This is a genomic window from Actinomycetota bacterium (genome assembly GCA_035759705.1).
In the GTDB taxonomy this organism is placed as follows: Bacteria; Actinomycetota; CADDZG01; order JAHWKV01; family JAHWKV01; genus JAJCYE01.
Window position 1 is genome coordinate 17,281 of record DASTUJ010000014.1, and the last position, 24,416, is coordinate 41,696.

Annotated in this window: 29 protein-coding genes and 1 tRNA gene; 15 read left to right on the forward strand and 15 right to left on the reverse strand. The window is 65.0% G+C overall.

The window, feature by feature from the left end; translation table 11 throughout:
• Window positions 1-229 precede the first annotated feature (229 nt).
• From VFV09_00765 to VFV09_00810, 10 genes are all read left to right on the forward strand, one after another.
• On the forward strand, window positions 230-1,291 hold the full coding sequence (locus VFV09_00765; protein HEU4866233.1) for a hydrogenase expression protein HypE: 1,062 nt from the start codon (window positions 230-232) through the stop codon (window positions 1,289-1,291).
• A gap of 55 nt (window positions 1,292-1,346) precedes the next feature.
• A complete protein-coding gene (locus tag VFV09_00770) occupies window positions 1,347-3,131 on the forward strand; it encodes a nickel-dependent hydrogenase large subunit (protein HEU4866234.1) in 1,785 nt (594 codons plus the stop codon).
• A 106-nt stretch (window positions 3,132-3,237) separates the two neighbouring features.
• Entirely contained in the window at window positions 3,238-4,098 is an 861-nt protein-coding gene (locus tag VFV09_00775; GenBank protein HEU4866235.1) for a NifU family protein, read from the forward strand.
• Window positions 4,095-4,814, forward strand: a complete 720-nt coding sequence (locus tag VFV09_00780; protein ID HEU4866236.1) for a DUF5947 family protein — start codon at window positions 4,095-4,097, stop codon at window positions 4,812-4,814. The genes VFV09_00775 and VFV09_00780 overlap by 4 nt, the downstream gene beginning before the upstream one ends.
• A gap of 172 nt (window positions 4,815-4,986) precedes the next feature.
• On the forward strand, window positions 4,987-5,841 hold the full coding sequence (locus tag VFV09_00785; protein ID HEU4866237.1) for a DUF6084 family protein: 855 nt from the start codon (window positions 4,987-4,989) through the stop codon (window positions 5,839-5,841).
• Window positions 5,838-7,274: a hypothetical protein gene (locus VFV09_00790; GenBank protein HEU4866238.1), complete on the forward strand. Its 1,437-nt coding sequence runs from the start codon at window positions 5,838-5,840 to the stop codon at window positions 7,272-7,274. The genes VFV09_00785 and VFV09_00790 overlap by 4 nt, the downstream gene beginning before the upstream one ends.
• Complete coding sequence (locus VFV09_00795; GenBank protein HEU4866239.1) at window positions 7,271-7,801, forward strand: hydrogenase maturation protease; 531 nt, start codon at window positions 7,271-7,273, stop codon at window positions 7,799-7,801. The genes VFV09_00790 and VFV09_00795 overlap by 4 nt, the downstream gene beginning before the upstream one ends.
• Before the next feature lie 11 nt (window positions 7,802-7,812).
• Complete coding sequence (locus tag VFV09_00800) at window positions 7,813-8,172, forward strand: hydrogenase maturation nickel metallochaperone HypA (protein HEU4866240.1); 360 nt, start codon at window positions 7,813-7,815, stop codon at window positions 8,170-8,172.
• Window positions 8,154-8,840 (forward strand): hydrogenase nickel incorporation protein HypB, encoded by a 687-nt coding sequence (gene hypB / locus VFV09_00805; protein ID HEU4866241.1) that lies wholly within the window; start codon window positions 8,154-8,156, stop codon window positions 8,838-8,840. The genes VFV09_00800 and hypB overlap by 19 nt, the downstream gene beginning before the upstream one ends.
• Before the next feature lie 87 nt (window positions 8,841-8,927).
• On the forward strand, window positions 8,928-9,071 hold the full coding sequence (locus VFV09_00810) for a hypothetical protein (GenBank protein ID HEU4866242.1): 144 nt from the start codon (window positions 8,928-8,930) through the stop codon (window positions 9,069-9,071).
• Here the strand turns inward: VFV09_00810 and VFV09_00815 are convergent.
• Complete coding sequence (locus tag VFV09_00815) at window positions 9,068-9,835, reverse strand: HAD family hydrolase (protein ID HEU4866243.1); 768 nt, start codon at window positions 9,833-9,835, stop codon at window positions 9,068-9,070. The genes VFV09_00810 and VFV09_00815 overlap by 4 nt on opposite strands.
• 33 nt (window positions 9,836-9,868) lie before the next feature.
• Here VFV09_00815 and VFV09_00820 point away from each other — a divergent pair, with 33 nt between their 5' ends.
• Entirely contained in the window at window positions 9,869-10,963 is a 1,095-nt protein-coding gene (locus tag VFV09_00820) for a winged helix DNA-binding domain-containing protein (GenBank protein ID HEU4866244.1), read from the forward strand.
• Here the strand turns inward: VFV09_00820 and VFV09_00825 are convergent.
• From VFV09_00825 to VFV09_00870, 10 genes are all read right to left on the reverse strand, one after another.
• On the reverse strand, window positions 10,938-11,546 hold the full coding sequence (locus tag VFV09_00825; protein HEU4866245.1) for a VanZ family protein: 609 nt from the start codon (window positions 11,544-11,546) through the stop codon (window positions 10,938-10,940). The two genes, VFV09_00820 and VFV09_00825, sit on opposite strands and share 26 nt — an antisense overlap.
• On the reverse strand, window positions 11,546-12,181 hold the full coding sequence (locus tag VFV09_00830) for a hypothetical protein (protein ID HEU4866246.1): 636 nt from the start codon (window positions 12,179-12,181) through the stop codon (window positions 11,546-11,548). The genes VFV09_00825 and VFV09_00830 overlap by 1 nt, the downstream gene beginning before the upstream one ends.
• Window positions 12,178-14,121 carry a copper resistance protein CopC gene (locus VFV09_00835; protein HEU4866247.1) on the reverse strand — a complete coding sequence of 648 codons (1,944 nt, stop codon included), beginning with the start codon at window positions 14,119-14,121 and terminating at the stop codon, window positions 12,178-12,180. The genes VFV09_00830 and VFV09_00835 overlap by 4 nt, the downstream gene beginning before the upstream one ends.
• Before the next feature lie 6 nt (window positions 14,122-14,127).
• Window positions 14,128-14,739, reverse strand: coding sequence for a hypothetical protein (locus VFV09_00840; GenBank protein HEU4866248.1), 612 nt, complete (start codon window positions 14,737-14,739; stop codon window positions 14,128-14,130).
• Between the two features lie 52 nt (window positions 14,740-14,791).
• Window positions 14,792-15,358, reverse strand: coding sequence for a hypothetical protein (locus VFV09_00845; protein HEU4866249.1), 567 nt, complete (start codon window positions 15,356-15,358; stop codon window positions 14,792-14,794).
• Window positions 15,359-15,426: 68 nt separating this feature from the next.
• Window positions 15,427-15,756 carry a hypothetical protein gene (locus tag VFV09_00850; protein ID HEU4866250.1) on the reverse strand — a complete coding sequence of 110 codons (330 nt, stop codon included), beginning with the start codon at window positions 15,754-15,756 and terminating at the stop codon, window positions 15,427-15,429.
• Window positions 15,757-15,759: 3 nt separating this feature from the next.
• Window positions 15,760-16,554, reverse strand: a complete 795-nt coding sequence (gene fabI / locus VFV09_00855; protein HEU4866251.1) for an enoyl-ACP reductase FabI — start codon at window positions 16,552-16,554, stop codon at window positions 15,760-15,762.
• Window positions 16,555-17,463 (reverse strand): DUF5050 domain-containing protein, encoded by a 909-nt coding sequence (locus VFV09_00860; GenBank protein ID HEU4866252.1) that lies wholly within the window; start codon window positions 17,461-17,463, stop codon window positions 16,555-16,557.
• An 83-nt stretch (window positions 17,464-17,546) separates the two neighbouring features.
• Entirely contained in the window at window positions 17,547-18,341 is a 795-nt protein-coding gene (locus VFV09_00865; protein ID HEU4866253.1) for an LLM class flavin-dependent oxidoreductase, read from the reverse strand.
• Window positions 18,342-19,100 carry a hypothetical protein gene (locus VFV09_00870; protein ID HEU4866254.1) on the reverse strand — a complete coding sequence of 253 codons (759 nt, stop codon included), beginning with the start codon at window positions 19,098-19,100 and terminating at the stop codon, window positions 18,342-18,344. It abuts the gene before it with no gap.
• A 156-nt stretch (window positions 19,101-19,256) separates the two neighbouring features.
• On the opposite strand from VFV09_00870, the gene nrdR reads away from it, so the two are divergent.
• From nrdR to VFV09_00890, 4 genes are all read left to right on the forward strand, one after another.
• Window positions 19,257-19,745 (forward strand): transcriptional regulator NrdR, encoded by a 489-nt coding sequence (gene nrdR, locus VFV09_00875; protein ID HEU4866255.1) that lies wholly within the window; start codon window positions 19,257-19,259, stop codon window positions 19,743-19,745.
• Window positions 19,742-20,182 carry a dUTP diphosphatase gene (gene dut / locus VFV09_00880; GenBank protein HEU4866256.1) on the forward strand — a complete coding sequence of 147 codons (441 nt, stop codon included), beginning with the start codon at window positions 19,742-19,744 and terminating at the stop codon, window positions 20,180-20,182. The genes nrdR and dut overlap by 4 nt, the downstream gene beginning before the upstream one ends.
• 52 nt (window positions 20,183-20,234) lie before the next feature.
• Window positions 20,235-20,310, forward strand: a tRNA-Gly gene (locus VFV09_00885).
• A 128-nt stretch (window positions 20,311-20,438) separates the two neighbouring features.
• Window positions 20,439-20,900 (forward strand): nitroreductase/quinone reductase family protein, encoded by a 462-nt coding sequence (locus VFV09_00890; GenBank protein HEU4866257.1) that lies wholly within the window; start codon window positions 20,439-20,441, stop codon window positions 20,898-20,900.
• Between the two features lie 20 nt (window positions 20,901-20,920).
• Here the strand turns inward: VFV09_00890 and VFV09_00895 are convergent, their stop codons facing one another.
• From VFV09_00895 to VFV09_00910, 4 genes are read right to left on the reverse strand one after another with little or no spacing between them, the layout of a single operon-like run.
• Window positions 20,921-21,715, reverse strand: coding sequence for an ABC transporter permease (locus VFV09_00895; GenBank protein ID HEU4866258.1), 795 nt, complete (start codon window positions 21,713-21,715; stop codon window positions 20,921-20,923).
• Window positions 21,712-22,641: an ATP-binding cassette domain-containing protein gene (locus tag VFV09_00900; protein ID HEU4866259.1), complete on the reverse strand. Its 930-nt coding sequence runs from the start codon at window positions 22,639-22,641 to the stop codon at window positions 21,712-21,714. Before VFV09_00900 ends, VFV09_00895 begins: the two co-directional genes overlap by 4 nt.
• 1 nt (window position 22,642) lies before the next feature.
• On the reverse strand, window positions 22,643-23,500 hold the full coding sequence (locus VFV09_00905) for a DUF4097 family beta strand repeat-containing protein (GenBank protein HEU4866260.1): 858 nt from the start codon (window positions 23,498-23,500) through the stop codon (window positions 22,643-22,645).
• A 57-nt stretch (window positions 23,501-23,557) separates the two neighbouring features.
• Window positions 23,558-24,073: a toxin-antitoxin system HicB family antitoxin gene (locus VFV09_00910; protein HEU4866261.1), complete on the reverse strand. Its 516-nt coding sequence runs from the start codon at window positions 24,071-24,073 to the stop codon at window positions 23,558-23,560.
• Between the last annotated feature and the right edge of the window lie 343 nt (window positions 24,074-24,416).

The window sequence follows — 24,416 nt, forward strand, 5'->3', positions numbered from 1 at the left end:
TACGTCGCGAACACTAGTCTTTTTTCGATCATTTGGAAAAACCTTTGGGAATTAGGGGGTTTCCATTTGCCCAAATAAGTGAGACAGGCGTAGTGTGTTTCATTGCTGAAGGTCGTGAATCCCAGTCAGACCCTGAAAGCAGCATGAAGCTCCCAGAAAAAGGGCTCCTAACTGGCTTCACCGCCGAAGGTTTTGCTTTGTCGGTAGTTGGTCAAGGAGAGGAGCATTCATGGCGACGGTTGAGTTTGTCCCCGGACAGCGTGCGACCGAACAAGTTGTAGCTCATGCCTTGTGGATGACCACGGGTTTGAGTTGTGACGGTGACTCGGTGGGCATGACTTCGGCAACGAATCCAAGCCTCGAGGACATCGTTCGGGGAATCATTCCCGGCATGCCCAAGCTGATCATCCATCACCCCGTTATCGCTTACGAGAACGGGGACGATTTTATGCAGGCTTGGTTTGACGCCGATGAGGGCAAGCTGGCCCCCTTCGTCCTGCTCGTTGAGGGATCCATCCCCAACGAGAACCTGAGCGGCGAAGGTCACTTCGCAGCCATGGGCCAGGACCCGGTAACCGGACAGCCGATCACCACCAACGAGTGGGTCGACCGCCTGTCTCCCAAGGCAGCCGCAGTTGTCGCAGTCGGAACTTGCGCCACCTACGGCGGTATTCCTGCAATGAAGAACAACCCAACCGGCGCCATGGGCCTCCCGGACTACCTGGGCTGGAACTGGAAGTCGGCCGCCGGTATCCCGATCGTCTGCATCCCGGGTTGCCCGGCGCAGCCGGACAACATCACCGAGACCATCCTCTACCTGGCGCTGATGCTCGCCGGCCTCGCCCCGCTCATCGAGCTGGACGACTGCCTGCGTCCCAAGTGGCTGTTCAACCGCAGCGTCCACGAGAGCTGCAACCGTGCTGCCTTCTACGAGCATGGTGACTTCGCAACCGAGTACGGAAGCGACCACCGTTGCCTCGTCAAGCTCGGCTGCAAGGGCCCCGTTGTGAAGTGCAACGTTCCCGTTCGTGGATGGGTCAACGGAATCGGTGGATGCCCGAACGTCGGCGGCATCTGCATGGCCTGCACGATGCCTGGTTTCCCAGACAAGTACATGCCGTTCATGGACGAGGCAGCAAACGCAAAGCTGTCCTCGAACACAGCCAAGTACACCTACGGTCCGGTGCTGCGGTTCTTCCGCAAGCAGTCGATCGACCTGGTTTACGACAAAGAGCCGGAATGGCGCAAGCCTGGAAACGTCAACCTGTCGGGTTACCAGCAGCGCTGGTAGGACCAGTAGGAATCTCAACCCTTAGTCGGTAGTAGGAAAGTCGAGAGGAGAGTTCATGGCTGTTACAGAGAGGCCAACCACCCAGCAGAACGTGGTTGTCAAGGAGATGTCGTGGGACCCGATTACCCGCATCGTGGGAAGCCTCGGTATTCACGCTGAGATTGACTTCACCAACAAGGAAGTCCTCAAGTGCTACTCGAGCTCCATGATCTTCCGTGGTTTCGACATCTTCATGAAGGGCATCGACCCTCGTGACGCTCACTTCATCACTTCCCGCATCTGCGGAATCTGTGGTGACAACCACTGCACCTGTTCGTGCCTCAACCAGAACATGGCCTACGGCGTAAAGCCCCCGAAGTTGGGCGACTACGCCTTCAACCTGGCTGAGACAGCAGACTTCATCTTCGACCACGCAATCTTCAACGACTGCATGGCCAACGTTGACTTCTGTGAGCAGATGGTCAAGGAGACCAACCCCAAGGTTCTTGCCAAGGCCGAGCAGACGCTCGCCCCGGGCAGCAACTTCCACGGGTACCGCACCATTGCAGACATCATGCGGGCGCTGAACCCGTTCACCGGTGACTTCTACCTGGAGACCCTGCACGTCGCCCGGTACACCCGTGAGATGTACTGCCTGCTTGGTGGACGTCACTGCCACCCCTCGACGATCATGCCGGGCGGTTGCAGCGCAGACATCACCCACCAGACCCTGACGGACTACTACGTCCGCCTGATGAAGTACATGGACTACGTAAAGCGCTCGGTCCCCATGCACGACGACCTTTACGACTTCTTCTACGAGGCACTTCCCGGTTACGAGCGTGTCGGATACCGCGACACGAACCTCGTCTGCTGGGGATCGTTCGACGACCCTGAGGTCGTGGACTACTCGTACAAGAACATGACCGACTGGGGACGTCACCGCTTCATCACCCCGGGTGTTGCGATCAACGGCGAGCTGGTTTCGACCGACCTCGTTGAGATCAACCTCATGATCCGTATCCTGCTGGGCAGCTCGTACTTCGACGAGTGGGCCGACACCACGACCCCCTGGGTGACTCACGACCCATTGGGCAACGAGGTCAGCCGCGACCACCCGTGGAACAAGACCACGTTCCCGAAGCCGCAGAAGCGTGACTTCAACGACAAGTACAGCTGGGTCACCTCGCCTCGTATCTACGACAAGAGGACCGACACCCACGTTTGTTGTGACACCGGTGGAGGAGCATTTGCTCGCCAGTGGTGCACGGCAAAGGCCGGACTTGTAGACCTTGGTTACCTCAAGGCAACCGGCGACAGCACCCTGATCTCGCTGCCGAGAAGCGAAAACTTCCCGGAGGTCGAGTTCGAGTGGAAGGTCCCGCAGTGGTCCAACGCAATCGAGCGTGACCGTGCTCGTACCTACCACCAGGCGTACAACGCAGCGGTGGCTCTGTACAACCTCGAGAAGGCATTCGTAGAGGTTCGTGCCGGCCGCACCAAGTCCTGGAACAGCTTCACCGTTCCTGACGAGGCCGTCAGCGTTGGATTCCACGAGGCAGTTCGTGGAGTGCTTTCGCACCACATGGTCATCCGTGACGGCAAGGTAGCCAACTACCAGCCCTTCCCGCCGACCCCGTGGAACGCATCTGTCCGTGACAAGTTCGGGACCCCGGGTCCGTACGAGGACGCAGTCCAGAACACCCCGATTTTCGAGGAGAACGGCCCCGAAAACTTCAAGGGTATCGACATCATGCGGGCTGTACGTAGCTTCGACCCCTGCCTGCCCTGCGGTGTGCACATGTACACCGGCGGCGGACGGGTGAAGAAGGTTATGCACACGCCCACGAGCCTCTGCTAAGAGTGCTCAAAGAGGAAACGCGCTCGTGGTAATGAGTGCGACCGGGGGGGCGGCAGCTGCGGCTGCCGCCCCTTCTGGTCACATGGCACCATCGCCAGATCAGCTCATGGAACGTGTCCAGGAGCTGGCCGCCCAGATTGATGGCCTGTCCGACCCCACCGTTCGGAAGACGGCACAGGACTTCATGCGCTCCATCATGGAGCTCTACGGCTTGGGACTGGCAAAGGTAGTACAGGTTTTGACCGACTCCGGTGACGCCGGCGCCCCCATGAGGGCCGAGCTGATCCAAGACGGTGTTTTTGCGAGCCTTCTGTTGATCCACGACCTTTACCCCGTGCCGCTCGACGAGCGCGTGGAGGAGGGTCTGGACAGCGTTCGTCCCTACCTCGCGTCCCACGGGGGTTCGGTCGAGCTGGTCCGCATCAAAGACGGCGTTGCCTATCTCCAGTTGGAGGGCAGCTGCAAGGGGTGTCCTGCGTCGCAGGCAACTCTCGAGCTGGCCATCAAAAAAGCACTGGACGAGTCGGCGCCGGATCTGGTTGGTCTTCAGGTCGAGGGTGTCATCGAGCAGGAGAAGGGCCCCGGCAAGGGACCCCTGCTTCCCGTCGTCAACGCCCAGGGCAAGGCTCAGTCGGCGGCTCCGAAGCAGGAGTCGGCGTGGTTCGAGGTCGAAGGCACCATGCGGGTTCCGGTGGGCAAGGTAATCAGCGCGGACCTCTCCGGATTCAAGCTGGTGGTGGCCAACGTAGACGGCACCATGCTCGCCTACAAGGACACCTGTGCCGGCTGCGGCAGCCCGATATCGGGTGGTGAGTTGATCGAGGGCATCCTTCAGTGCCCGAGCTGTTCGCGGAAGTTCTTCCTGCCGCGGGCCGGTCGTTCACTGGACGAGGAGCGTCTGCACCTGGTGCCGATCCCACTGCTGTACGACGAAAACGTGGGAGTCCGGGTCGCATTAGCGGTATGAACGAGCCGACTTCGACCAACGGACAGGAGTACATCGGGAACGGAGCGTCCAACGGCGCGGCCTCCAACGGCACGCGGGATGTTGCTACCCAATGGGCTTCTATGCGGCGCAAACCGTCCGCTATTGCCGGTCTGAAGAGTCTGGTCAAGCCGCCCAAGCCCGTCTCCGACGAGCAGTGCGACCTGTGCGGCATGCCCATTCCGACCCGCCACCGTCACCTTTTGCACCTGGAGGAGCGGCGCATCTGTTGTGTGTGCGCCACCTGCTGGGCGCTGAGGTCCGGCGACGCGGTCTACCGGCCTACGGGCAACCGGGTTCTGTGGCTGGACGACTTCAACCTGCCGGACGAGCTGTGGGCAAGCTTCGGCGTGCCCATCGGCTTGTGCTTCTTCTTCAACAGCGGCACGGCGAACAAGATCATCGGCCTGTACCCGAGCCCCGCCGGGGCTACCGAGTGCGAGCTGTACCTTGACGCCTGGGAGGAGCTGAAGACGCTCAATCCCGTCCTCGACACACTGCAGACGGACATCGAAGCCCTCATCATCAACCGGCTGGCCGATCCGCCGCAGTACTCGGTGGCCCCGGTCGACCAGGCCTACGAGTTGGTGGGCCTGATCAAAGCCAAGTGGGAGGGAATTTCGGGCGGCCCGGAGCTGAAGGAAGCGGTGGCGCAGTACTTCGAAGGGCTAAAGCAGGAAAGCGCCGGTTGGGGTTAGCCAGTTGGGGGGCTGGGCTACCTCTTGTTCGAGGCTGACTTCGCCCCCCAACTTCCCCCGCCGGCCTCCCTCTGCCCTGGACTTGCCTGGCGGCACCGGGACCGCTTGCCTGCCTGGCGGCTTTGGACTGCCCGGCGGTTACTCTCTAATGAACAAAGTTTGGAGCGAAGAAATGGCTGACGAAGAGGTTCCAAGCTCGGACGACGACACGCTGTCGGTTCCCGGCACGCCCAGATCCAAGGCGGCTACTGGCCCCAGCGAAATTCCGGCGCAGCTGTCGCCCGACGGCGTGTATACCGGCAAACGCGGCTACGTCGACACCGGGCCGAGCAAACTTCCGCAGCCGATGTTCACCATCCTCGGCGCCGACGTAGTCAAGGTGGCGGCGGCCCCCACCATGAAGTTCAACCTGGCTATCACCGAGCCGCTCGGTTGGGAGGTCTTCACAATTGCGCTGACCATCCAGATCCAGATCGACCCGAACCAGCGCCAGTACGACGCGGAGACCCGGGAGAAGCTGTTCGAGCTGTTCGGCGACCCGAGCCGCTGGGCGGCCACGACCCGGAGCTTCCCGTGGGCAACGGTCTTCCTGCTCGTGCAGGGTTTCACCGGCGCCACCACCGAGGACGTGATCGTGGCCAACAACTTCGACCTCGAGCTGGCGGCCACCAAGTACTTCTACGCCCTTCCCGACGGCGAGGTCCCCATCACCTTCCACTTCTCGGGATCTATCTACTACCGGGGCGAGGACGGCCGCATCCAGATAGTCCAGGTGCCCTGGGACAGCGCAGCCAAGTTCCGGATGCCGGTGGACGTGTGGAAGACCATGGTCGACCACTACTACCCGAACACCGTCTGGCTGACCACGCGCCGGCGAACCATGGACGCCCTGCTCAAATACAAGACCGATCAAGGGCTTCCGACGTTCGACGCCTGCATCTCGAAGCTACTGGGCATCGAGGACTTCCACCAGTTCAACCCCTACGAGTTCAAGCCGGTCAGGCCGGCCAAAGAGGAACAAGAGTGAGCACCGACGTCGAGGAGCTCGCCAAGTCCCTGCTGTACGAGGGCTACGCGCTGTACCCCTACACCCAGAACAACGCCAAGAACTCCACTCCCACCCCCTTCGGGATTGTCTACCCTCCGAAGTACGCCGAGCGGCTCGCCACCACCTACGACCACCTGCAGATCCAGTGTGTCCTGGAGTACCAGCCGGACGCCACGCTGGAGGGCATCGTCATGTTCCTGGTGCCGTCCGGGCAGGACTACCGGGCGGGGGAGCAGCGGGTGACCATCGACTACACGCCGGTGGAGTTCTTCGTTAAGGAGCCGGCGGTCGTCCCGTTCGAGGTCGGGGACGCAACCGTGGGGATCATTCGGGGAACCGTCCGGATGAACGTCGACGTGCTGACTCCCGGCTCCGCCCGAATCACCCTGCGGGTCGACAACGAGACCGAAGTACCCTCCGACCTGGTCGGGGAGCTGGACCGGGGCCGGGCGCTGCTCTACAGCCTGATCTCCGTCCACCCGATGCTCCGGGTGCGGGGCGGCAAGTTCGTCTCGCCGCTGGAGAACTCCGACGATCGCATCGCCGGGTGCAAGAACATCAACTCCTGGCCGGTGCTCGCCACCGAGGAGGACGACGCGGTCCTGGGCGCGGCAATCATGCTGCCCGAACACCCGCAGATCGCCCCGGAGAGCAAGGTCAACTTCTTCGACAACACCGAGATCGAGGAGGCGCTGGTCCTCCACGCACAAACGCTCTCCGACGAGATGCTGGCCGAGATCGAGCAGCAGGAGCCGGCGATCCGGGACATGATCGCCCGGGCCCGGGAGGTCTCGTCCGAGGACCTGCTGAAGATGCACGGCCGCCTGCAGATGGCGGAGCCGGGCAGCGAGGTTCTGAGCTCAACCCCGGACGAACCCTTCGTCTCCATGCCCATCGACCCGTTTGCCGACCGGTTCAAGGGCCGGACCCAGGACGCCCCCCCGGTGGCGCCCGGCGGCTACGAGAATTTCCCCGAGTTCCAGGCGATCCCGCCGGAGTACCAGGGCCTGATGCCGGGCGAAGATCCGGTAGCCCAGACTGCGCCTAAGGGCAACACGGGCCTGGCGCCGATGTCCTACGGGACCTTCGACAGCGCCCACCAGGCCACCCCGATGTCTGCCCCCATGGGTTACGAGGACACCCCGGGCCTGATGGAGATCGAGGCCGAGGACGGGCGGGTGTTCCGGGTTGGCGACACGGTGCTGCTGAAGCTGCTGGTGAAAAAGCGGCAGGACGCCATCGACCACATGTTGGACGGCAAGACGGCAACCATCGAGAGGATCCTCACGGACTACGACGGGACCATCCACTTCGGGGTGACCATTGACGGCGACCCCGGCCAGGAGCTGCTCCGTGAGACCAATCGATTCATGTTCTTTTTCCTAGATGAAGTGGAGGTGGTCCCCCGATGAGCGAAATAACGCCATCACCGATGGACGACAAGATCCTGGTCGCCGGCATCGGCAACATTTGGATGAAGGACGACGGGTTCGGCGGCGAGGTCGCCAAACGGCTCAACAACCGGGACCTGCCAAAGGGCCTGACCGTGACCGACTTCGGCATCGGCGGCCTGGACCTGGCGTACGAGCTCCAGAACGGGTTTGCGGCGCTGGTCCTCGTGGACATTAGCCGCCAGGGCGGAGAGCCCGGCACGTTGTACGTCATGGAGGTCAACCCGAGCGACGTCGAGGGTGAGATCCAGGACGGCGTGATGATGGACCCGCACGGCATGGACCCCGAGACCGTTCTGCGCTTCATCAAGTCGACCGGAGCGTGGCCTGGCAAGGTGTTGATCATCGCCTGCGAGCCGAAGGAGGTCGGCGACTTCGGGCTGGGGTTGAGCCCGGAGATCGAGGCTGCCGTCGATCGTGCGGTGGACCTGGTGCTGGAGACGGTAATCGACCTCCAGACCGAGTTCGCCGGGCAGTCGGCTACCTAGGGTTGCATTAGATGCACGAGATGGCGCTCGGCAGCGCCGTGGTCAACACCGCAACCAAGCACGCCAACGGGCGGCCGGTGAAGGTCGTGGTGATGAGCATCGGCAAGCTGCGCCAGGTGGTCCCGGACTCGTTGTCGTTCTACTTCGACATCATCGCCAAGGACACCATCTGCGACGGGGCCAAGCTGGAGATCAACATCGTGCCGGCGCTTTTGCGCTGCGAGAGCTGCACCAAGGAGTGGGAACCGGACTTCCCGACCTTTCGCTGTCCGTTTTGCATGGATAGTAAGGTGACCGTGTTGAGCGGCGAGGAGTTCATGGTCGAATCACTGGAAGTCGAGGAGGACGAGCCATGCATCGCACCAAAGTAAAGGTTGTCGAGGACGCCCTCGACGCCAACACCACCCTGGCCAACGCCAACCGTTCCGACTTCGACCGCTCCGAGGTGACCGTCGTGAACCTGATGAGCGCACCCGGCGCCGGCAAGACCACGCTTTTGACCAAGGTCCTCGAGGACATGAAGGGCGTCCGCGTCGGGGTGCTGGAGGGAGACGTCCAGGGCAGCCTGGACGCCGACCGCCTGGCGCACCTGCACCTGCCGGTCGTGCAGATCCAGACCGACAACGGGTTCGGCGGCGAGTGCCACCTCGACGCCAACATGGTCCGCTCGGCTCTACCCGACCTGCCGCTGGACGACATCGACCTGCTTATCATCGAGAATGTCGGCAATCTGGTCTGCCCGGCCGAGTTCAAGGTGGGCGAGGACATCCGGATCATGGTGTCGTCGGTTACCGAGGGCGAGGACAAGCCGGCCAAGTACCCGCTGATGTTCCGGGCCTGCGAGCTGGTGATCGTCAACAAGATCGACCTGCTGCCCTACCTGGACTACGACCTCGACAAGTTCAACTACTACCTCGACGGGGTCCACCCGGGCGTCAAGCGCATGTTCGTCAGCGCCAAGACCGGTGAAGGCATGGAGGAGCTGCGGGACTACCTGGTGAGCCTGGGCACCCGCGAGACCGCACCCGCCGCCACCTAACAGCTAAACCTGAACATACCGCCTGCAGCCGACCAGGGGCTGCACGTCGTCCTGCTCCTGCTTGCCCTGTTCTGGGCGGGACTTCTGGTGATCCGCTTCATAGCTCCGATGGTGGCCGGAGGCAGTGAGGAGAAGAAGTCGTCGATGAGGCCCAAGATTCTTCTGCCGCTGGCCGTCCTGACCGTGGTCGGGTTCGTGGTCGACCAGTGGATCCACGGCCGTTTTCTCTAGTCGAGGCCGAGAATTCCCTGCAGCTCGGACCAGTGGTTCATGACCGCGTCGGCCTCTTCGCCGTGCGCCTCCTCCGGGGTCCAGGCGTCGTCGTGGATGCCGGTGTAGCGGATCGACCCCATGCCCGCCTGCCGTGCGCCGGCGATGTCGGTGCGCCGGAGGTCTCCGATGTGGACCGCCTCGCCCGGGGCGGCGCCGGTGGCTTCGAGGGCCGCCTCGAAGATCGGCGGGAACGGCTTGGGGGTGCCGACCTCGTCGGAGAAGAAGTAGTGGTCCAGCTTGATGCCGTGGTCGCCCAGGAAGCCGCGCACGAAACGGGCCGGGGTGAAACCCACGTCGCAGACCAGCGCGGTGGCGATGCCGGCATCCCGTACCGCATTGATGGCGTCGACCGCTCCGTCGAGGACGTAGGTGCCGACTCCGCTGGTGGCGCTTTCTATGGCGTGCGCCAGCTCGGCCGCCAGCTCGGCCTCAGCCGACTCACCGCCGGGCGACACGGGGGGGATGCCGAGTCTTCCCAGGATCCAGTCGGCAGCACCCTTGGCGCCGAAGACCCCGCCGTTTCGCCAGGAGATCACATGCTGCTCCCAGGCGTCCTTGATGAGCTGCTCGCTGCGCTCGGCCGAGATCTCCACGCCGCGTTTGGCCGCAATCTCGATTAGAGAATGCTGCCGGTGGAGCATGGTCTTTTCCCAGTTCGTGTCCGAGATCAATGTCGACCAGCAGTCGAAGGTCACGGCCCTGGGCGGTTGCGGAATCGCCATCTGGCCCCAGGTTAGCGCATATAGAGTCGGCTGATGGAACTGTCTCAGGCAGCCGCCGTCGGGGAGCGGCTCCGGCGAAACCGGCTGACCGGCCCGCGGCCCTCCACCGCCGCGCAGGTGGTCGAAGCCCTGTGCGGGGTCCAGGCGCAGGAGCTGCCGGCGGCCCGGCTCTCGCTCCGGCCGCGCGGCGCCGGGCTGACCGACGCCGGAGTCGAGGCCGCCCGGGTGGAGGAGAGGTCGTTCGTCCGGACCTGGGCGATGCGGGGAACCCTGCACCTGGTTGCCTCGGACGACCTGTTCTGGCTGCGCCGGCTGCTCTCGCCGGGAAGCATCCGCGCCAACGAGCGCCGCAGTATCCAGCTGGGTCTCGACGAGAGCACCTACCGGCGAGCCATGGGCCTGATCGACCGGGCGCTGGCCGGCGGGGAGGCCCTCGGCCGGGCGGCATTGAAGGAGGCGTTGGCCCGGGGAGGGGTCGACTCCGGTGGGCAGCGGATGGTTTACCTGCTGGCCAGGGCCACCGCCGAGGGACTGATCTGCGAGGGCCCCTTCGAGGGGCGTTACGCGACCTACGTGCGGGTTCAGGACTGGCTCGGGAGAACGCCGCCCCGGCATTACGACCGTGCGGAGGACCTGAACCGGCTGGTCGTTCGCTTTCTGGACGCCTACGGACCGGCGGCCCCGGAGGATCTGGCGACCTGGTCCGGCCTCCCGGTGTCCGAGTGCAGGACGGCGTTCCGGGACGCCGGACTGACGGCGGTTTCCATCGAAGGCCGCAACCTCTGGGTCACCGGTGAGCCCGGTGGTCCCGAGACGTCGGGCGTACGGCTGCTTCCCGCATTCGACACCTTCCTGCTGGGCTACCGGGACCGGAGCCTGCATCTCGACCCGGCTTACGCCCGGCGGGTCAACCGAGGAGGCGGAATCGTCAAGCCGGTTCTGCTGGTCGACGGCCGGGCGGCCGGGACCTGGCGTCTTGTCCGCAAACCGAAGGGTGCTGCGGTGTCGGTTCAACCGTTCTGGAAACCGGCGAAGAAAGCGGAGCCGCAGATAGAGCGAGAGGCGGAGGACCTGGCCCGGTTTCTCGGGGTGCCGGTGTCGCTTACCGTCGAGCCGGCGCGGGCCTGACCAGCCGGGCCGCCCGCACCATCGCCCAGCCGAAGAGGCCGCCCAGGGTGTTGAAGATCACGTCGTCCAGCTGGGCCACCCGGCCGGCGTTCATGAAGTACTGCGCGACCTCGATGGCGGCGGAGAGGCCGGCCGCAATCAGGGTGACGACCCCCGGCCGGTCCAGGCGCGGCCACCGAACGGGGAGCAGGATCCCGATCGGGACGAACAGCAGGATGTTGGCGCCGAAGGTGGCCACCACCCGGGTGGCGTCAATTTCACCGGTCAGGGCGCTCCACAGCGGGTGGAACGGGATTAGGTCGGTGCGGCCGTCGGAGCCGTAGGGGCGGGCGGTCAGGGTGATGAGAAGAACCCCCAGCAGCGAGCAGGCGAGGGCGACGTTCAGCAAAAGCAGCCTGGGGAGAAGCCTGTCAGATCTTCCTGAGCGCACCAGCAGGGCCCGGTACAACAGGAGGATAAGCAGGCTCGGCACCACCACCAGCAGGAACAGGCTCAGCTGGGGCGAGAAGCGCTGGAAGACCGCGATGCCGTCGAAGGTCAGCTGGTTTCCGACCACCCGAACCAGCCGCTCCAGCGAGTCCACTAAGAGGGGGAGCCCTCCACGGTGAAGCGAACCCGGTCGTTCACCCGTTTGCAGAACGGCGCGTGGTCGTTGGCGACGTACTCCACCTCGAGCTCGTGGTCTCCGGGCGGGACCTGCAGCACCTGTTCGGCGTCGCCGGTCATGGTGGCCAGCCTCCCATCGATCGAGATGTGGAGGTGCCCCTCGTCCTCCTTGTTCTCGGTTGAGGCAAGCGAGGCCACCTTCCCGCCCTCGAGATCCAGCTCCAAAGGCACGTCCTGCGACGTGAAGACCTCCTGGGGCGTGGGACTGGTGATTGCGATGCTGGCCTGCGTGGCCGGCCGGTCCTCGCACGGGATCTGGGCCGGCTCGAACAGGTCGGGCCCGAATATGAAGGCCAGAAACCCGACCATCGCCAGCGCCAGGCCGCCCCGGCGCAGCTTTCGAGTGTCGCCCTTGAACCTCTTGGAGTCGCCGGTGGCGACCATGGCCGCGCCCACACCGGCCAACGCCAGCAGGGTGGCGACCACGGTGATGGCGATCTGCAGCGGGCTCGCCGACCCGCCTGTGATGGGGTGAGCCGCCGCCGGCGAGGCCATGAGCACCACGTACATGGCGGACAGGACCGCCGCCGAAGCGATGCGCTTGACGATCACGAAGAGACCTCCATCTCGGCCGGGAACCGCATGGACTCGCCGGCTTCGGTGGTTGCGGTGACGTCGAATTGGTACCGGCCCTCCTCGAGCGTCACGTCGGACACGAAGTGTCCGGGGCCGAACCGCCGGGTCACCAGCGTGATGCTTTGCTCCTTCGGTGGGACCGAGATCGCCAGGATCTCCTTGACCGCCAGTTCGGTGCCGGAGGTGTCGAAGAAGGTGAGGTGGAGCTCGGACCGGCCCGGCCTGTCGGGCTCGGAGTAGACCTGCAGCTGGCGGCCCTGCGGGTCGGTAAACGAGTAGATGGTCGGCTGGCCTTCCACTCTTGAGGTGTCGGTTGTGATTCCGGTCGCCCGGGTGGAGAACTCCAGCGGGATGTCGAACGAGTTGCTGGAGGTGGTGACCGCCACGGTTGCCTTCCACCGCCCGTCGACCGAGACGTTGGACCCGGAGGCCTCGTACTCGCCGTCCCCCTTCTTCTCCATCTCCACCGACGACTCGCCGACCGCGGGGTTGGACAGCGACGAGAACCTCAGAGTCACCCCGGTCACCCCGTCGAGGGGGTCGCCGGAGCCGGGCTCGACCAGCGATAGCTTGAACCGGTTGGGTCCGGCTGTGCCCGGCTCCACGGTCAGGCCGGCCTCGGCAGTCCGGGCAAAGTCGGTGCCTTCGACCTCCACCAGAGCCGCCTCACCTTCAGCCGCCACAGAGACCGGGGGGACCGAGGTCGACAGCATGCCGGCGATCGCGAGAGTGATGACTGCGACGGCCACCTCCAGGCGGCCGGCCTTCTGAAGGCCGGCCGGCGCGCTGACGGCCTTGGGAATATTGCGGAACCGGTTGAGCGCACCGAGCCCGCCGAGCACGACAATCAAAACGGACTTCGCTATCACCAGCCGGCCGTAGGTGGTCTCGAACAGCGGCTCCCAGCCGTCGACCTCGTTTACCGCCCGGAGCACCCCGGTTGCGGTCACGACGAAGATCGCAAAGCCCGCAACGAACGAAAACCGTTTCGCCGCACGCCGCCGGTCCTCCTCGGGGGACTCGGAGAGGCCGAGGAGCAGGGCGGCCAGGCCGCCGATCCAGATGCCGACGGCGGCGAAGTGAAGCCACTGGATGCCGACCTTGATCGCCACATCCGGCGGTACCGCGGCGTGTCCGGCCGATGCATGCGCCAGCATCCCAGCCAGCGCCCCCGCCCCGGCGACCATCATCCGGGGCCGGTAGTTGTTCCGGTAGAGCAGGTATCCGAGGACGATGAGCAGCAGAGGGGCAGCCCGAAGTCCAAGGGCCCTGCCGGAGGAGCTCCCGAGAAAGACCCCCAGCCCGACGCCGGCCTCCCGGAACTGGAACAAGCCCAATCCCAACGTTCCCGCAGCGGCTGCCAGGAGCCCGAACAGGCTGAGCCTGCCCACCGACCGGTAGCTGTGCCCGAAGGCGAAGAGAGCCATCCAGGCCGCGCCGAGAAGTGAGGCGAGACCGAGGTAGAGGACCCAGCGTGCGGCGGCCGACGGGATCTTGGAGCTGGTCTGCTCCTCAGCATCGGCCGAGATCGCTTCCGGCGGCTCACCGACGCCGAAGGCAAACGCTCCGGCCGACGAATGGCCGTCGACCCGGGACACGGTGCGCCAGGAGACGGTGTACGACCCTTTGGGGAGCGCTTTCAGGTCGACCACCAGCGTGGATTCGTCGCCCTCGGCGAGGCGTGGGGCGCCCTGTTCATAGGAGCCGGAGCCTCCCAGGACCTTGACCGACGAGAGCTTGGTGTCGGGGGGTTCGGTAAAGGTGAGGGTGACCTGGGTTGGAGCTTCCTCCACGGCCGCTCCGCCGGCCGGCGTTGAGGCACTCAAGCTTGCGTGCCCCCACGCCGGGACGGCGGCGAACAGCAGGAGCCAGAACAGCGCTCCTGCAGTCAACGCGGTCCGCAGTAGGAGTTTCATTGGTCGTTAAGCCGCTTTGCTCTTTTTGGCGAAGGCGGCCACCGCGATGATCAAGGCGAGCGCGCCCAAGCCGATCCCGATCATCCCGGTGTTGTCGGAGGAGCCTTCGTCGCCGTTGTCACCGCCCAGCTGCTCGACGCGGGCCGCCAGTTCCCCGGCGGTCGGGTCCTTGGCCGGGAACGATACGTCGGCCGGGTTCTTGGGAGCGTCGAAGGTCTCTTCGCCGGACTTGAAGGTCTGGTCGTAGGGCTGGCCTTTGATCGTGCCGAAGAAGTGGAAGCTGTAGTCGCCGGGGCGGGTGGGCATCAGAGGCGCCCGGTACTCGCCGGGGCTGTTGAATGCCGGCTCGAGCGGCAGCGCAGCGGTCTTCTGGTCGCCGAACAGAACCTCGACCTTCAGTTCGTCGGCGCCGAGGTCGGCAATCGGAGTGTTCCCGTTCGAGAGGCGCAGCTGGACGGCGTTCGGGTACCCGACGTAGGCGGGCTCGGTTGCCCACCCGACTACTGCGCGCACCCCTCCTTCGGTGCGGGTCTCGTGGGCCATCGCCGGTGCGGCGAGGGCCAGGAGGCACAGAGCTGTGATGCATAGGGCAACGATTCGTAGAACCATTGGTTTCATTGGGTTTCCCTTCGAGTTGGATGTGATCGGCTGCCCTGCAGCCGAGACGGCTTCAGCTCGAGAGGGCGGGAGGTCCTCGTGATCGCAGGCCGCCGTTGGGGACGGCGCTGAGGAAGGTGATGCTGCGGACGAGAGGCCGCTCCGGCGAGGTCCGCCGTGCCTGGGGGCCGCCCAGAAGGGCGCCGAGCTTGCGTCCGGCCTTGTGAAGGGCGGTGACCAGCAGTGCACCGAGGGCGGCGACGATGAGCTGCAGGGGGATGCCCAGCAACAGGACGGAGCCGAGGTCGTGGAGGGGGGCGCCGCTCAGCAGGCGCTCGAGCACCTCCTGGCCGGCGAAGCCGAGGGTTTGGATCAGCGCCAGGGCCGCGGCAGTGCCGGCCAGGCTGGGAAGGCGGGACCGGCTCTTCATGGCGCCTGCGGCCAGCCAGTAGAGGGCGGACATAAGCGCCATGGCAGGCCCGAAAGCAAGGAGGTTGTCCAGGTAGCTGTGGCCGGTGATCCCGAGGAGGGCGGTGCGCACTCCATGCGAAGGCGCGAGCTTCAGGTACGTCAGCGAGTGGCCGGCCATGAGGCCGGTCGACGCGACTGCCAGCAGCGCAACGGCTCGAAGTCTTCCCATCGGGATCATTGTCATTCCAGTTTACCTAGGGTGAACAACCTTCTTTGCCGATGATTCGCACCGGCCGGTCAATCGGATGGGTGGCTGGCCTCACCGGTGGGGTCGAACGGCTCGGTCCGGCTCAGGAGGTCCTTCATGCTCGGAGGGTTCGGCTCGAGCATGTTGCCGAGGTCCCGGTGCGGCTTGACCTCCGGGTAGGGCCCGTCGAGGCTGATCTTGTCCGGCGCAGGCGGATCCCGGAGGACGCCCCGGCGCATCGGGTCCATGCAGGCCTCTGCCCAGGTCTCGCGGAGGGCCTGGAGGGTCCGCTTTCCTACGCCCTTACGACGCATGTCACGGTACAGGCGAGCCCCCTCGTCCTGAGCGGTCTCGATGTCCGGAAGCTCGTCGTCGGTCATGCCTTAGGTCTTACCCGTTTCTCCTGAGCTCGTATCGGCGCCCATGGCGTGGTAACCGCCGTCGACGTGGATGAGCTCACCCGTTATTGCGGACGACCAGTCGGAGAAAAGAAACCCGACGGTCTTCGCCACCGGCTCCGGGTCGTCGGGCGCCCAGCCGAGCGGCGCGCGGGTGCCCCAGGCGGTGACCAGCTGGTCGAAGCCGGGGATGCCCTTGGCGGCCGTAGTGGCCAGCGGGCCGGCGGAAACCGTGTTGACCCGGATCCCCTTGGGGCCGAGGTCGCGCGCCAGGTACCGGGTGATCGACTCGAGGCCCGCCTTGCAGACGCCCATCCAGTCGTAGATCGGCCACGCCACGCGGGCGTCGAAGTCGAGGCTGACGATGGATCCGCCCCCGCCCATCAAGGGCAGCAGCCCGGTGGCCATGGACTTCAGCGAGAAGGCGCTGGTCTTGAAGGCCATCTCTACGCTCTCCCAGGGGGTGTTGAGGAACTCTCCGCCCAGGGCGTTCTTAGGAGCAAAGGCCACTGCATGCAGGAACCCGTCGAGACCGCCCCATCTGGCGCCGATCTGCTCGGCCACGTTGGAGATGTCCTCCTCCTTGGTAACGTCGAGCTCCAGGATCTCGGGGGTCTCGGGGAGGCGCCGGGCGCTCATCTCGGTCAGAGCCATGCCCTTGCCGAACCCGGAGAGGACGATCTGGGCCCCCTGCTCCTGAGCCAGCTTCGCCGCGGCGAAGGCAATGCTCTTTTGGGTCAGAACCCCGGTTATCAGGAGGCGCTTGCCCTCGAGCAACATCTAGTTCGAGGAGTCGGAGGAGGGGCGCTCGCTGTAGAAGGCGATCTTCGTGCCGTCCGGCGACCATGCCGCGAAGCGGTCGATGCCGGGGCTGTTGGTGATGCGCCTCTGGTCCGAGCCGTCGGTCTTCATCGTGTAGAGCTCACGGTTGTCGTCCCGGACCGAGTCGAAAGCAATCAGCTGGCCGTCGGGCGAGAACGCAGGGAAGTTGTCGAAACCGTCGCTGGTGGTTAGCCGGATCTGCCGGGAGCCGTCGGCCTCCATGACGTAGACCTCGAAGTTGCCCTCGCCGTCACGCTGGCTGATGAACGCGATCTGGGAGCCGTCGGGTGACCAGGAGGGCGAGCCGTCCACGGCCTCGCTGTCGGTCAGGACCTTGGTGTTCTCGCCGTCGGCATCCATCACGAAGACCTCGTAGTTGCCGTTCCGGTTGCTCTCGAAGGCAATCTGGCTGCCGTCCGGGGAGAACGCAGCCAGCCCGTCGTTGTCCTGGTTGTTGGTCAGCCGGCGCTGGTTGGAGCCGTCGGCGTCCATCACGTAGATCTCGCGGTTGCCGTCCCGGTCGCTGTTGAACGCGATCTGGGAGCCGTCGGGGGACCAGTCGGGTGAGAAGTCCTCGGCGCTGTTGTCGGTCAGGCGCTTGGCGTTGGAGCCGTCGGCGTCCATGACGTAGATCTCGAAGTTGCCGTCCCGGTTGGTGTTGAAAGCGATCTTGTCGCCGTCGGGGGACCAGTCCGGCGAGGAGTCGACGCCGGAGGTGTTGGTGATCCTGGTGACGTTCGAGCCGTCGGCGTTCATGAAGAAGATGTCCTGGACCTGGCTGGTGGTGGCCTCGGTTTGGGGGTCTTCGTTGTCGCCGCCGCATGCGGACGAGACGAGCATCAGGGCGGCCGCCAGGCCCGCCGCCACTACCGATCCTCGACTTTTTCGCACAGGCCTACCTACCATCTGTCTACCAATGAAGGATCCGGGGCGGGGGCGGTGGAGGACCTTTAGGTCCTGTTCACCGGTGCTGATGCCTCCGCCACGGCCAGGGTGGACGTAACCGATTCCGATTCGGGCAGTGCACGCACCACCACTTCATCCAGAACACTATCGTAATCGGCCAGCCTTGAGGTGTAATCCCCGCTGTGGTCGGTTACCCCGACACCGGCCAGCGGGACCCCCATCGCAGTGAAATGCCGGGTGTAGGCGGGGTAGCCGTTGTACTTGGCGGCCTCGGCGGCCACCCGATCGACCGCGCCGTCGCCGATGGCGCAGCGCACGTAGCAGGCCAGCTCGGGCACGCCGTAGCGTCCCGAACGTTTTGCCCCCTGCGCCACCCGGGCCTTCGCCCACTCGATCCGTTCCGGGACCATCCAGTTGAGAAGGACGGTGTCGGCTACCTCGCCGGCCAGCCGGCACATCTGCGGGCCCATCGCGGCGACCCCGATCCGAAGATCCGGGCCCAGAAGGTCCCTCAGAGCCGCGACCGCCTCCCGGACGGCGCGGATCGGGGTGGGGGAGGACCCGGAACCGACGCCGAGGACCAGGCGATCCAGCGGGATCTCGAGCTCCCGCACGACCTCGGCGATCTCTTGCGGAGGACGGCGGTGCACTGCAACGACCCCGACTCCGACCCGCAGCCGGTCGCTCGCATCCGCCATGGCCGCGGCGGTCACTATCCCGTCGGCTCCGGGTGTGTCGTTGCTCCAGATGGATGAGTAGCCGAGCCGCTCGACCCGGGCGGCGATCTCCTGGGCTCTTTCGAGATCCTCTGTCGCCGGGATGGCGAATCCGCGGCGCACTTAGGGGAGGAGGTGCCCGGCTACCTCTGAGATAACCGGCCAGATGCGTTCGTCGTCCCGGGCCAGCTTGCCGAAGTCGTGCTCGATGCCGTGACGGTCCCAGGCAGTCCCGTTGGTCTCGACGCAGATCTTGGGGTCGTCATTCAGCAGGATGAACCAGAAGCGGTAGGCGGTGACGCCGAACGGGTCGGACTCTTTGACCGTGCGGAGGCGGTCGGCCGCTTCGGGGAAAAGCTCGAACCGGCTCTCCCAGACACCTCCGAAGCCGTCGGACGTGTCCAGGTAACCGTTCTGGCAGTCCCAGAAGAACTTTCCGAAGGAGGCGTTGAATGCGATGTGGGTCAAAAAGCCCGCGATGAAGCGGTAGACCGTGACCTCGTTGGTCGATGGCTTCAGCTTGGCCACCGGCGGGAGGTTGCAAAAGGCGCTCAGTTTGCGCATCGGCTCACGGGGGTCTTCGGCGTTGAAGAACTCGGACCAGAAGTCCGGCCAGTTCTTGAAGGTCTGGGAGCCGTTGGGGCGGCGGAAGTGGTACTGCACGCCGCCGAGACGGTTGAGCTCCAGGCGCTGGTAGGGCTGGAAGCCGGGGTCGAGGAGCAGCGACAGGCTGTCGTTCTGGCCGCCGCCCGGGTGGGTCTGGATGATCCGGGTCTTGGGGTAGCGCCGGACCATCTCGGCTGCGACCCGCCAGGAGGCGATCTCCAGAAGCTGGCGGCTGGGATGACGCGCAGAATATGAGGCCGGAATCGTCCGCCTCATGCCGTCATCCCTTCATTCCGAAGGGCAAACATCTCACTGGAACCATGCTGCGAACGGTTATCCGAGATGTCACTGTGTGACCCTTTCCGCTCTGTGCTCCTATCTATTAACTCACGCTGACGTTCTTTACACGTAACGTACTATTGGTTTCATCCCATGCGGTGTCCATTTTGCTCTCATCCCGAAGACCACGTTGTCGACTCGCGCATGGCCGAGGAAGGCCGAGCCATCCGCCGTCGACGCCAGTGCGAGAGCTGCGGTCAGCGGTACACCACCTACGAGCGTATCGAGGAGATCCCCCTCCTTGTCCAAAAGCGCTCCGGACAGCGTGAAGCATTCGACAAGGAAAAGCTAATTTCCGGCGTCCGCAAAGCGTGCAAAAACCGGCCGGTTTCCAACGACGATCTTGACAAGCTGGCCGAGGACGTCGTCGAGACCGTCAAGGAGGAGGGGAGCAGCGTGGTCATGAGCGCCGACCTCGGACTCCAGATCCTGGAGCGCCTGAGGGTACTGGACGACGTCGCCTACCTGCGCTTCGCCTCGGTCTACAAGGACTTTCAGGAGCTGAACGACTTCGAGAAGGAGCTGGGCCTGCTTCAAAAGAAGCTGCCGCCCAAGGAACGACCGGCCACACCTAAGACTTGAGCGAGCCGGTTCGGGTCCAGGTACTAAGGATGGACCCCGATATGCCGATGGTTCGCCCGGCCAAGCCGGGCGACGCAGGAGTCGACCTCAGGTCGACCGAAGCAATGACCATCGAGCCGGGGGCGCGCTGCCTGATTCCGACCGGCCTCGCCGTCGCCATACCCGAAGGCTACGCCGGGTTCGTCCAGCCCCGGTCGGGGATGGCAATCAACAAGGGACTCGGCCTTTTGAACTCTCCTGGACTGATCGACTCCGGCTACCGCGGCGAGCTAAAGGTCATCGCCATAAACCTGGGTTCCGGTGTGCTCACGATCGAGCGTGGGGACCGGATTGCGCAGTTGGTTATCCTCCCGGTGCCAGCCTTTTTGTACGAAGAGGTGACGGAACTTCCCGGTTCCGAACGGGGCGCCGGGGGCTTCGGCTCGACGGGGACCTAGACCCGAACTCTGGTGGCCTCCGTACCTCAAGGCTGCTAGGATGGAACTTCCCGCGGACGTGGCTCAGTTGGTAGAGCATCACCTTGCCAAGGTGAGGGTCGCCAGTTCGAATCTGGTCGTCCGCTCCAAAGCTTCAGGCGCAGGCGAGGAATTCTCCTCGGATTCCTCGCTTTAAACGCTCTAGTATCAATCTGAACCGCACCAGCGGTTTGCGCCGGCAGTCGTTGTCAAGGCTGTTGGTCACGCGGGAGTTCAGATGTCCGAGCCCAAGCCCAATCCGTGGCTTCCCCCTCGCTGGTTCATCCGGCTTGCCTGGTTCACCCATCGCCGCCTCTACCGCCTGACACGCGGGCGCCTGGGTCTATGGCGGCCGAAGCCCGACGCCTGGGGCGTCATGCGCCTAAACACCGTGGGGCGGCGGACCGGCCTTGAACGCAGCGTAATGGTCGGCTATTTCGAGGATGGGCCGAACCTCGTCACCCTGGCGATGAACGGCTGGGGAGAGGGCGAGCCGGCGTGGTGGCTGAACCTGCAGGCCCAGCCGGACATTCGCGTCGACCTGCCCGACGGGCCGCGCATGGTCACCGCCCGATCGGCCGCCGGCGAGGAGCGGGAACGGCTGTGGTCGCGGTGGAGAGAGATCGACAAAAACCTCGACGCCTACGCGACGCTCCGCCCCACCGAGACCGCGGTCGTCATCCTGGAACCGCGGCCGTGAGGTGAGGTGGAAGTTGCTCGTTATGCCCGGCTGGGGTCCCGGTTGTACAGGCGCACCGCCCACAGGTAACCGGCCAGCGAAAGAGCAACGCTCCAGGCGGCCATGATGGCTGCGCTGTCGCCGATCGGCGTCCCGGTGAGCAGGCCCCGGACCGTCTCGATCACCGGCGTGAACGGCTGGTGCTCGGCAAACAGGCGAAGGGCGGTCGGCATCGACTCAGTCGGCACGAAACCGCTTCCGAAGAAGGGGAGCAGCACCAGCGGCATGGGCAGGTTGCTCGCGGCCTCGACGGTCTTGCTGGCCAGCCCGAGGGCTACGCACAGCCAGGTGAGCGCCAGAATGATCAGGCAGAGCACACCGTAGGTGGCCAGCCACTCGGCCGGGGTGGCGTTGGGCCGGAAGCCGAGGGCAAGAGCGACCCCCAGCACCAGGGTCACTCCGATCAGCGACTGGATCATGCTGCCGACGACGTGCCCGGTAAGCACCGACGGTCGGTAGATCGCCATCGTCCGGAAGCGGGCGATGATGCCCTCGGTCATGTCCATCGCCACGGTGATCGCCGTCCCCTGAGCCGCCGACGCAACCGAGATCATCAGGATCCCGGGCACGACGTACTCGAGGTACTCGGCCCGTCCCCCAGTCACGCCTCCCAGGCCGGCCCCCAGTGTGCCGCCGAAGACGTAGACGAACAGCAGCAGGAAGACCACCGGCATTCCCACGAGGATCACTGTCATCGACGGGTAGCGAACCATGCGCTTGAGGTTCCGGCGGAGCATGGTTGCGGAGTCGCTTACTGCGTAGGAAAGGGCGGTCATAGTGCAGGCTCCTTTTCGGCTTTGCCGGTGAGGGCGAAGAAGACGTCGTCCAGGTCGGGCGAGTGGATGGTGAGGCCCTCGACCTCTATGGATTCGTCGTCGAGACGGCTGAGGAGCGCCTTCAACGACTTGAGGCTGCCGTCGCTCGGAACCTGGAGGGCGAGATCCTCGCCGCCGGAGGTTCGAAGGGCCCGGCCGGCGTGCTGCATGCTCTCGGCGTCGGCGAACTGAAGGCGGACGTGCCCCCCGGGCACCAGGCGCTTGAGCTGGTCCGGGGTGCCTTCGGCGACCACTCTGCCGCCGTCGAGGACCGCAATGCGGTCGGCAAGCTCGTCGGCCTCCTCGAGTTGCTGCGTCGTCAGGAAGACGGTCACTCCGCCCGACACGAGGTCCCGGATGATCTGCCACATCGTGTGCCGGCTCCTGGGGTCGAGGCCCGTGGTCGGCTCGTCCAGGAACAGGATGCGCGGCCGGCCGACCAGCCCCATGGCGAGGTCGAGCCGCCGCTTCATCCCTCCCGAGTAGGCGGCCAGAGTCTGCTTGCCCGCCTCGACCAGGTCGAACTGCTCCAGCAGCTCTGCAGCCCGGCGGCGGCCCTCGCCCCGGCGCAGGTGCTGCAGGTCGGCCATGAGCATCAGGTTCTCCTCCCCGGTCAGCAGGTTGTCGACCGCCGAGAACTGGCCCGTCACCCCGATGACCGCCCTGACTGCCTCCGGTTCCCGGGCCACGTCGTGCCCGGCCACCAGCGCCTCCCCGCCGCCGGCGCCGATGAGCGTCGACAGGATGTTCACCACCGTCGTCTTGCCCGCCCCGTTTGGCCCCAGGAGCGAAAAGATCGTTCCCTCGGCGACGTCCAGGTCGATGCCGTCCAGGACTACCTTGTCCCCGTAGGACTTGCGCAGCCCGGTTACCGAAATTGCCGGCACTTCAACCCTCCTTCCTGTCTGATGTTCTGCTGATGACGATGTCGCCGTGGGAGGTACGAGCCCGGACCTCCACCGTCGAATCGGATTGCGCGGGGCCCTCGGCGGGCTCCAGGACGTTGTGGACCGTTCCGTACTTGGTGCTCACGTCGAGCCAGGCGGCGGTGCCCTTCCGAATTCCGACAGAGATCTCACCGGACGCGGTCTCCAGTTCCACCTCGCCGCTCGTCGCCTCACCCACCCGGATGTGGCCGTTGGCGGTTTTGACCGTCACGGAGGCCTGCGGCCGGTCGACAAAGACGCTTCCGTTTGCCGCCCGGACGACCAGATCGCCGGCAACCTCGCCGATCGTGTTCGCGCCGTTGGAGTTCTTCACCTGCCCGGAACCGCCGATCCGGCCGATCCGGACCTCGCCCGATCCGGTGTCGATGCTGGCGTCACCGGCAACCCGGCCGACCGTGACGTCGCCCATCGCCGTAACGGCGTGCAGGGAGCCGACATCGCCGAGGCGGATGTGTCCCATCGCGGACTTGAACGTGCAGTCACCGAGCCGTCCTTCGGACGAGAAGTCGCCCATGTCGGAGTCCCCGGAGACCGTGGAGCCGGATGGGAGCTCGACGGTCACGTTGATCGAGGGGACCCGGCCGATGATGGTGTGCAGCTTGGGCCCCCTGACGACGAGCCGTCCGCCCACGTACTCAACCTGGGCGTTCTCCGCAGCTTTGGCGTCGGCCTGCTTTGACTTGTTCCGGGGACGGACCTCGACCGTGGTGTCGGTGCGGTCGGTTGCCACGATCCAGACGTCGCCGACGATCCGGTCGATCGTGACTGAGATGGGTTCGGGCGTGTCGAAAGTTGGCATAGCTGTCTCCTTGAGCCCCGATGGGACGATGGTGAAACGTGAGGATTTTTGCGGGTGCTAGCGCACCCAGCCGGTGTATCGCTGCCCGCCCGGGGGGCTTCGACGCCGGGTGCGGCGCTCGTCACCCGGTTCGAGGGAGGCCGACAGAGCCCTGACGAGCCAGGCGTTGACCGAAAGCCGGTCCCGCGCGGCCGCCTCCTCGATACGCAGCTTGAGCTGCTCGGGGAGTCGAAGCGTCATGCGGGAGGTTCCTCCGTCGCCCGTATCGCCCACCGGCGACGGGGTTTCGGTCGTCGGGACCTCGCCCGAGCCCTCGAAGGAGTCCGGCGGGGCCGGCTGGGTCACGACGAACTCGGGGTCCCGTCCCCGAAGGCGGAGGTCGACCGAGCCGGGTGCGATCTCCCTGGTGATTTCGTTTGCCGCGTCCGACAGGACCTCCAGAAGGACAAGCCGGCTTGCGGATTCAAGCGGCGCGATGAGGCGCTGGGCGATGGCCCGGGCCTCGTCGCCGCCCATCTCAGCGGCGGTCATCAACTCCCGGTGGAGGCTCTCGATGTATGACGTAAGGTTCATGGCACCATAGTGACGTCACAATGACGTCGTGTCAAGTCAAACCGACGTCAGAAGGTGTTAGGAGGAGTTCGAGAAATCTTTTGATGTCGAATTGCTTGAAACCCCGGTCTTGGGTGTATCCTGGATGTCCGCCCCGGCGTCTTTTTAGCGTCTTTCCTTGGCTGATGCTAAATCCAAGAGTCGCCTCGAACGTGCCCCCGCACCGTTCGAGGCGGCCGGGGCGGACTAAACCCCTTTACTCCTCCCTCATGGCCCAAATGTTCGAAGTCGGCGCGTAGAGGGAAGGTCTCTCATAGGACTTATCGAGCCGGGACCACGGCCGAGTTAACAGCAGTGGGCTGTT

Excerpts from the sequence above, each read along its gene's own strand:
- VFV09_00765 (HEU4866233.1), top strand. The coding sequence starts at position 230 with ATGGCGACGGTTGAGTTTGTCCCCGGACAGCGTGCGACCGAACAAGTT.
- VFV09_00770 (HEU4866234.1), top strand. The coding sequence starts at position 1,347 with ATGGCTGTTACAGAGAGGCCAACCACCCAGCAGAACGTGGTTGTCAAG.
- VFV09_00775 (HEU4866235.1), top strand. The coding sequence starts at position 3,238 with ATGGAACGTGTCCAGGAGCTGGCCGCCCAGATTGATGGCCTGTCCGAC.
- VFV09_00780 (HEU4866236.1), top strand. The coding sequence starts at position 4,095 with ATGAACGAGCCGACTTCGACCAACGGACAGGAGTACATCGGGAACGGA.
- VFV09_00785 (HEU4866237.1), top strand. The coding sequence starts at position 4,987 with ATGGCTGACGAAGAGGTTCCAAGCTCGGACGACGACACGCTGTCGGTT.
- VFV09_00795 (HEU4866239.1), top strand. The coding sequence starts at position 7,271 with ATGAGCGAAATAACGCCATCACCGATGGACGACAAGATCCTGGTCGCC.
- VFV09_00800 (HEU4866240.1), top strand. The coding sequence starts at position 7,813 with ATGCACGAGATGGCGCTCGGCAGCGCCGTGGTCAACACCGCAACCAAG.
- hypB (HEU4866241.1), top strand. The coding sequence starts at position 8,154 with ATGCATCGCACCAAAGTAAAGGTTGTCGAGGACGCCCTCGACGCCAAC.
- VFV09_00815 (HEU4866243.1), bottom strand. The coding sequence starts at position 9,835 with ATGGCGATTCCGCAACCGCCCAGGGCCGTGACCTTCGACTGCTGGTCG.
- VFV09_00820 (HEU4866244.1), top strand. The coding sequence starts at position 9,869 with ATGGAACTGTCTCAGGCAGCCGCCGTCGGGGAGCGGCTCCGGCGAAAC.
- VFV09_00835 (HEU4866247.1), bottom strand. The coding sequence starts at position 14,121 with ATGAAACTCCTACTGCGGACCGCGTTGACTGCAGGAGCGCTGTTCTGG.
- VFV09_00840 (HEU4866248.1), bottom strand. The coding sequence starts at position 14,739 with ATGAAACCAATGGTTCTACGAATCGTTGCCCTATGCATCACAGCTCTG.
- VFV09_00845 (HEU4866249.1), bottom strand. The coding sequence starts at position 15,358 with ATGGGAAGACTTCGAGCCGTTGCGCTGCTGGCAGTCGCGTCGACCGGC.
- VFV09_00850 (HEU4866250.1), bottom strand. The coding sequence starts at position 15,756 with ATGACCGACGACGAGCTTCCGGACATCGAGACCGCTCAGGACGAGGGG.
- fabI (HEU4866251.1), bottom strand. The coding sequence starts at position 16,554 with ATGTTGCTCGAGGGCAAGCGCCTCCTGATAACCGGGGTTCTGACCCAA.
- VFV09_00870 (HEU4866254.1), bottom strand. The coding sequence starts at position 19,100 with ATGAGGCGGACGATTCCGGCCTCATATTCTGCGCGTCATCCCAGCCGC.
- nrdR (HEU4866255.1), top strand. The coding sequence starts at position 19,257 with ATGCGGTGTCCATTTTGCTCTCATCCCGAAGACCACGTTGTCGACTCG.
- VFV09_00890 (HEU4866257.1), top strand. The coding sequence starts at position 20,439 with ATGTCCGAGCCCAAGCCCAATCCGTGGCTTCCCCCTCGCTGGTTCATC.
- VFV09_00895 (HEU4866258.1), bottom strand. The coding sequence starts at position 21,715 with ATGACCGCCCTTTCCTACGCAGTAAGCGACTCCGCAACCATGCTCCGC.
- VFV09_00905 (HEU4866260.1), bottom strand. The coding sequence starts at position 23,500 with ATGCCAACTTTCGACACGCCCGAACCCATCTCAGTCACGATCGACCGG.
- VFV09_00910 (HEU4866261.1), bottom strand. The coding sequence starts at position 24,073 with ATGAACCTTACGTCATACATCGAGAGCCTCCACCGGGAGTTGATGACC.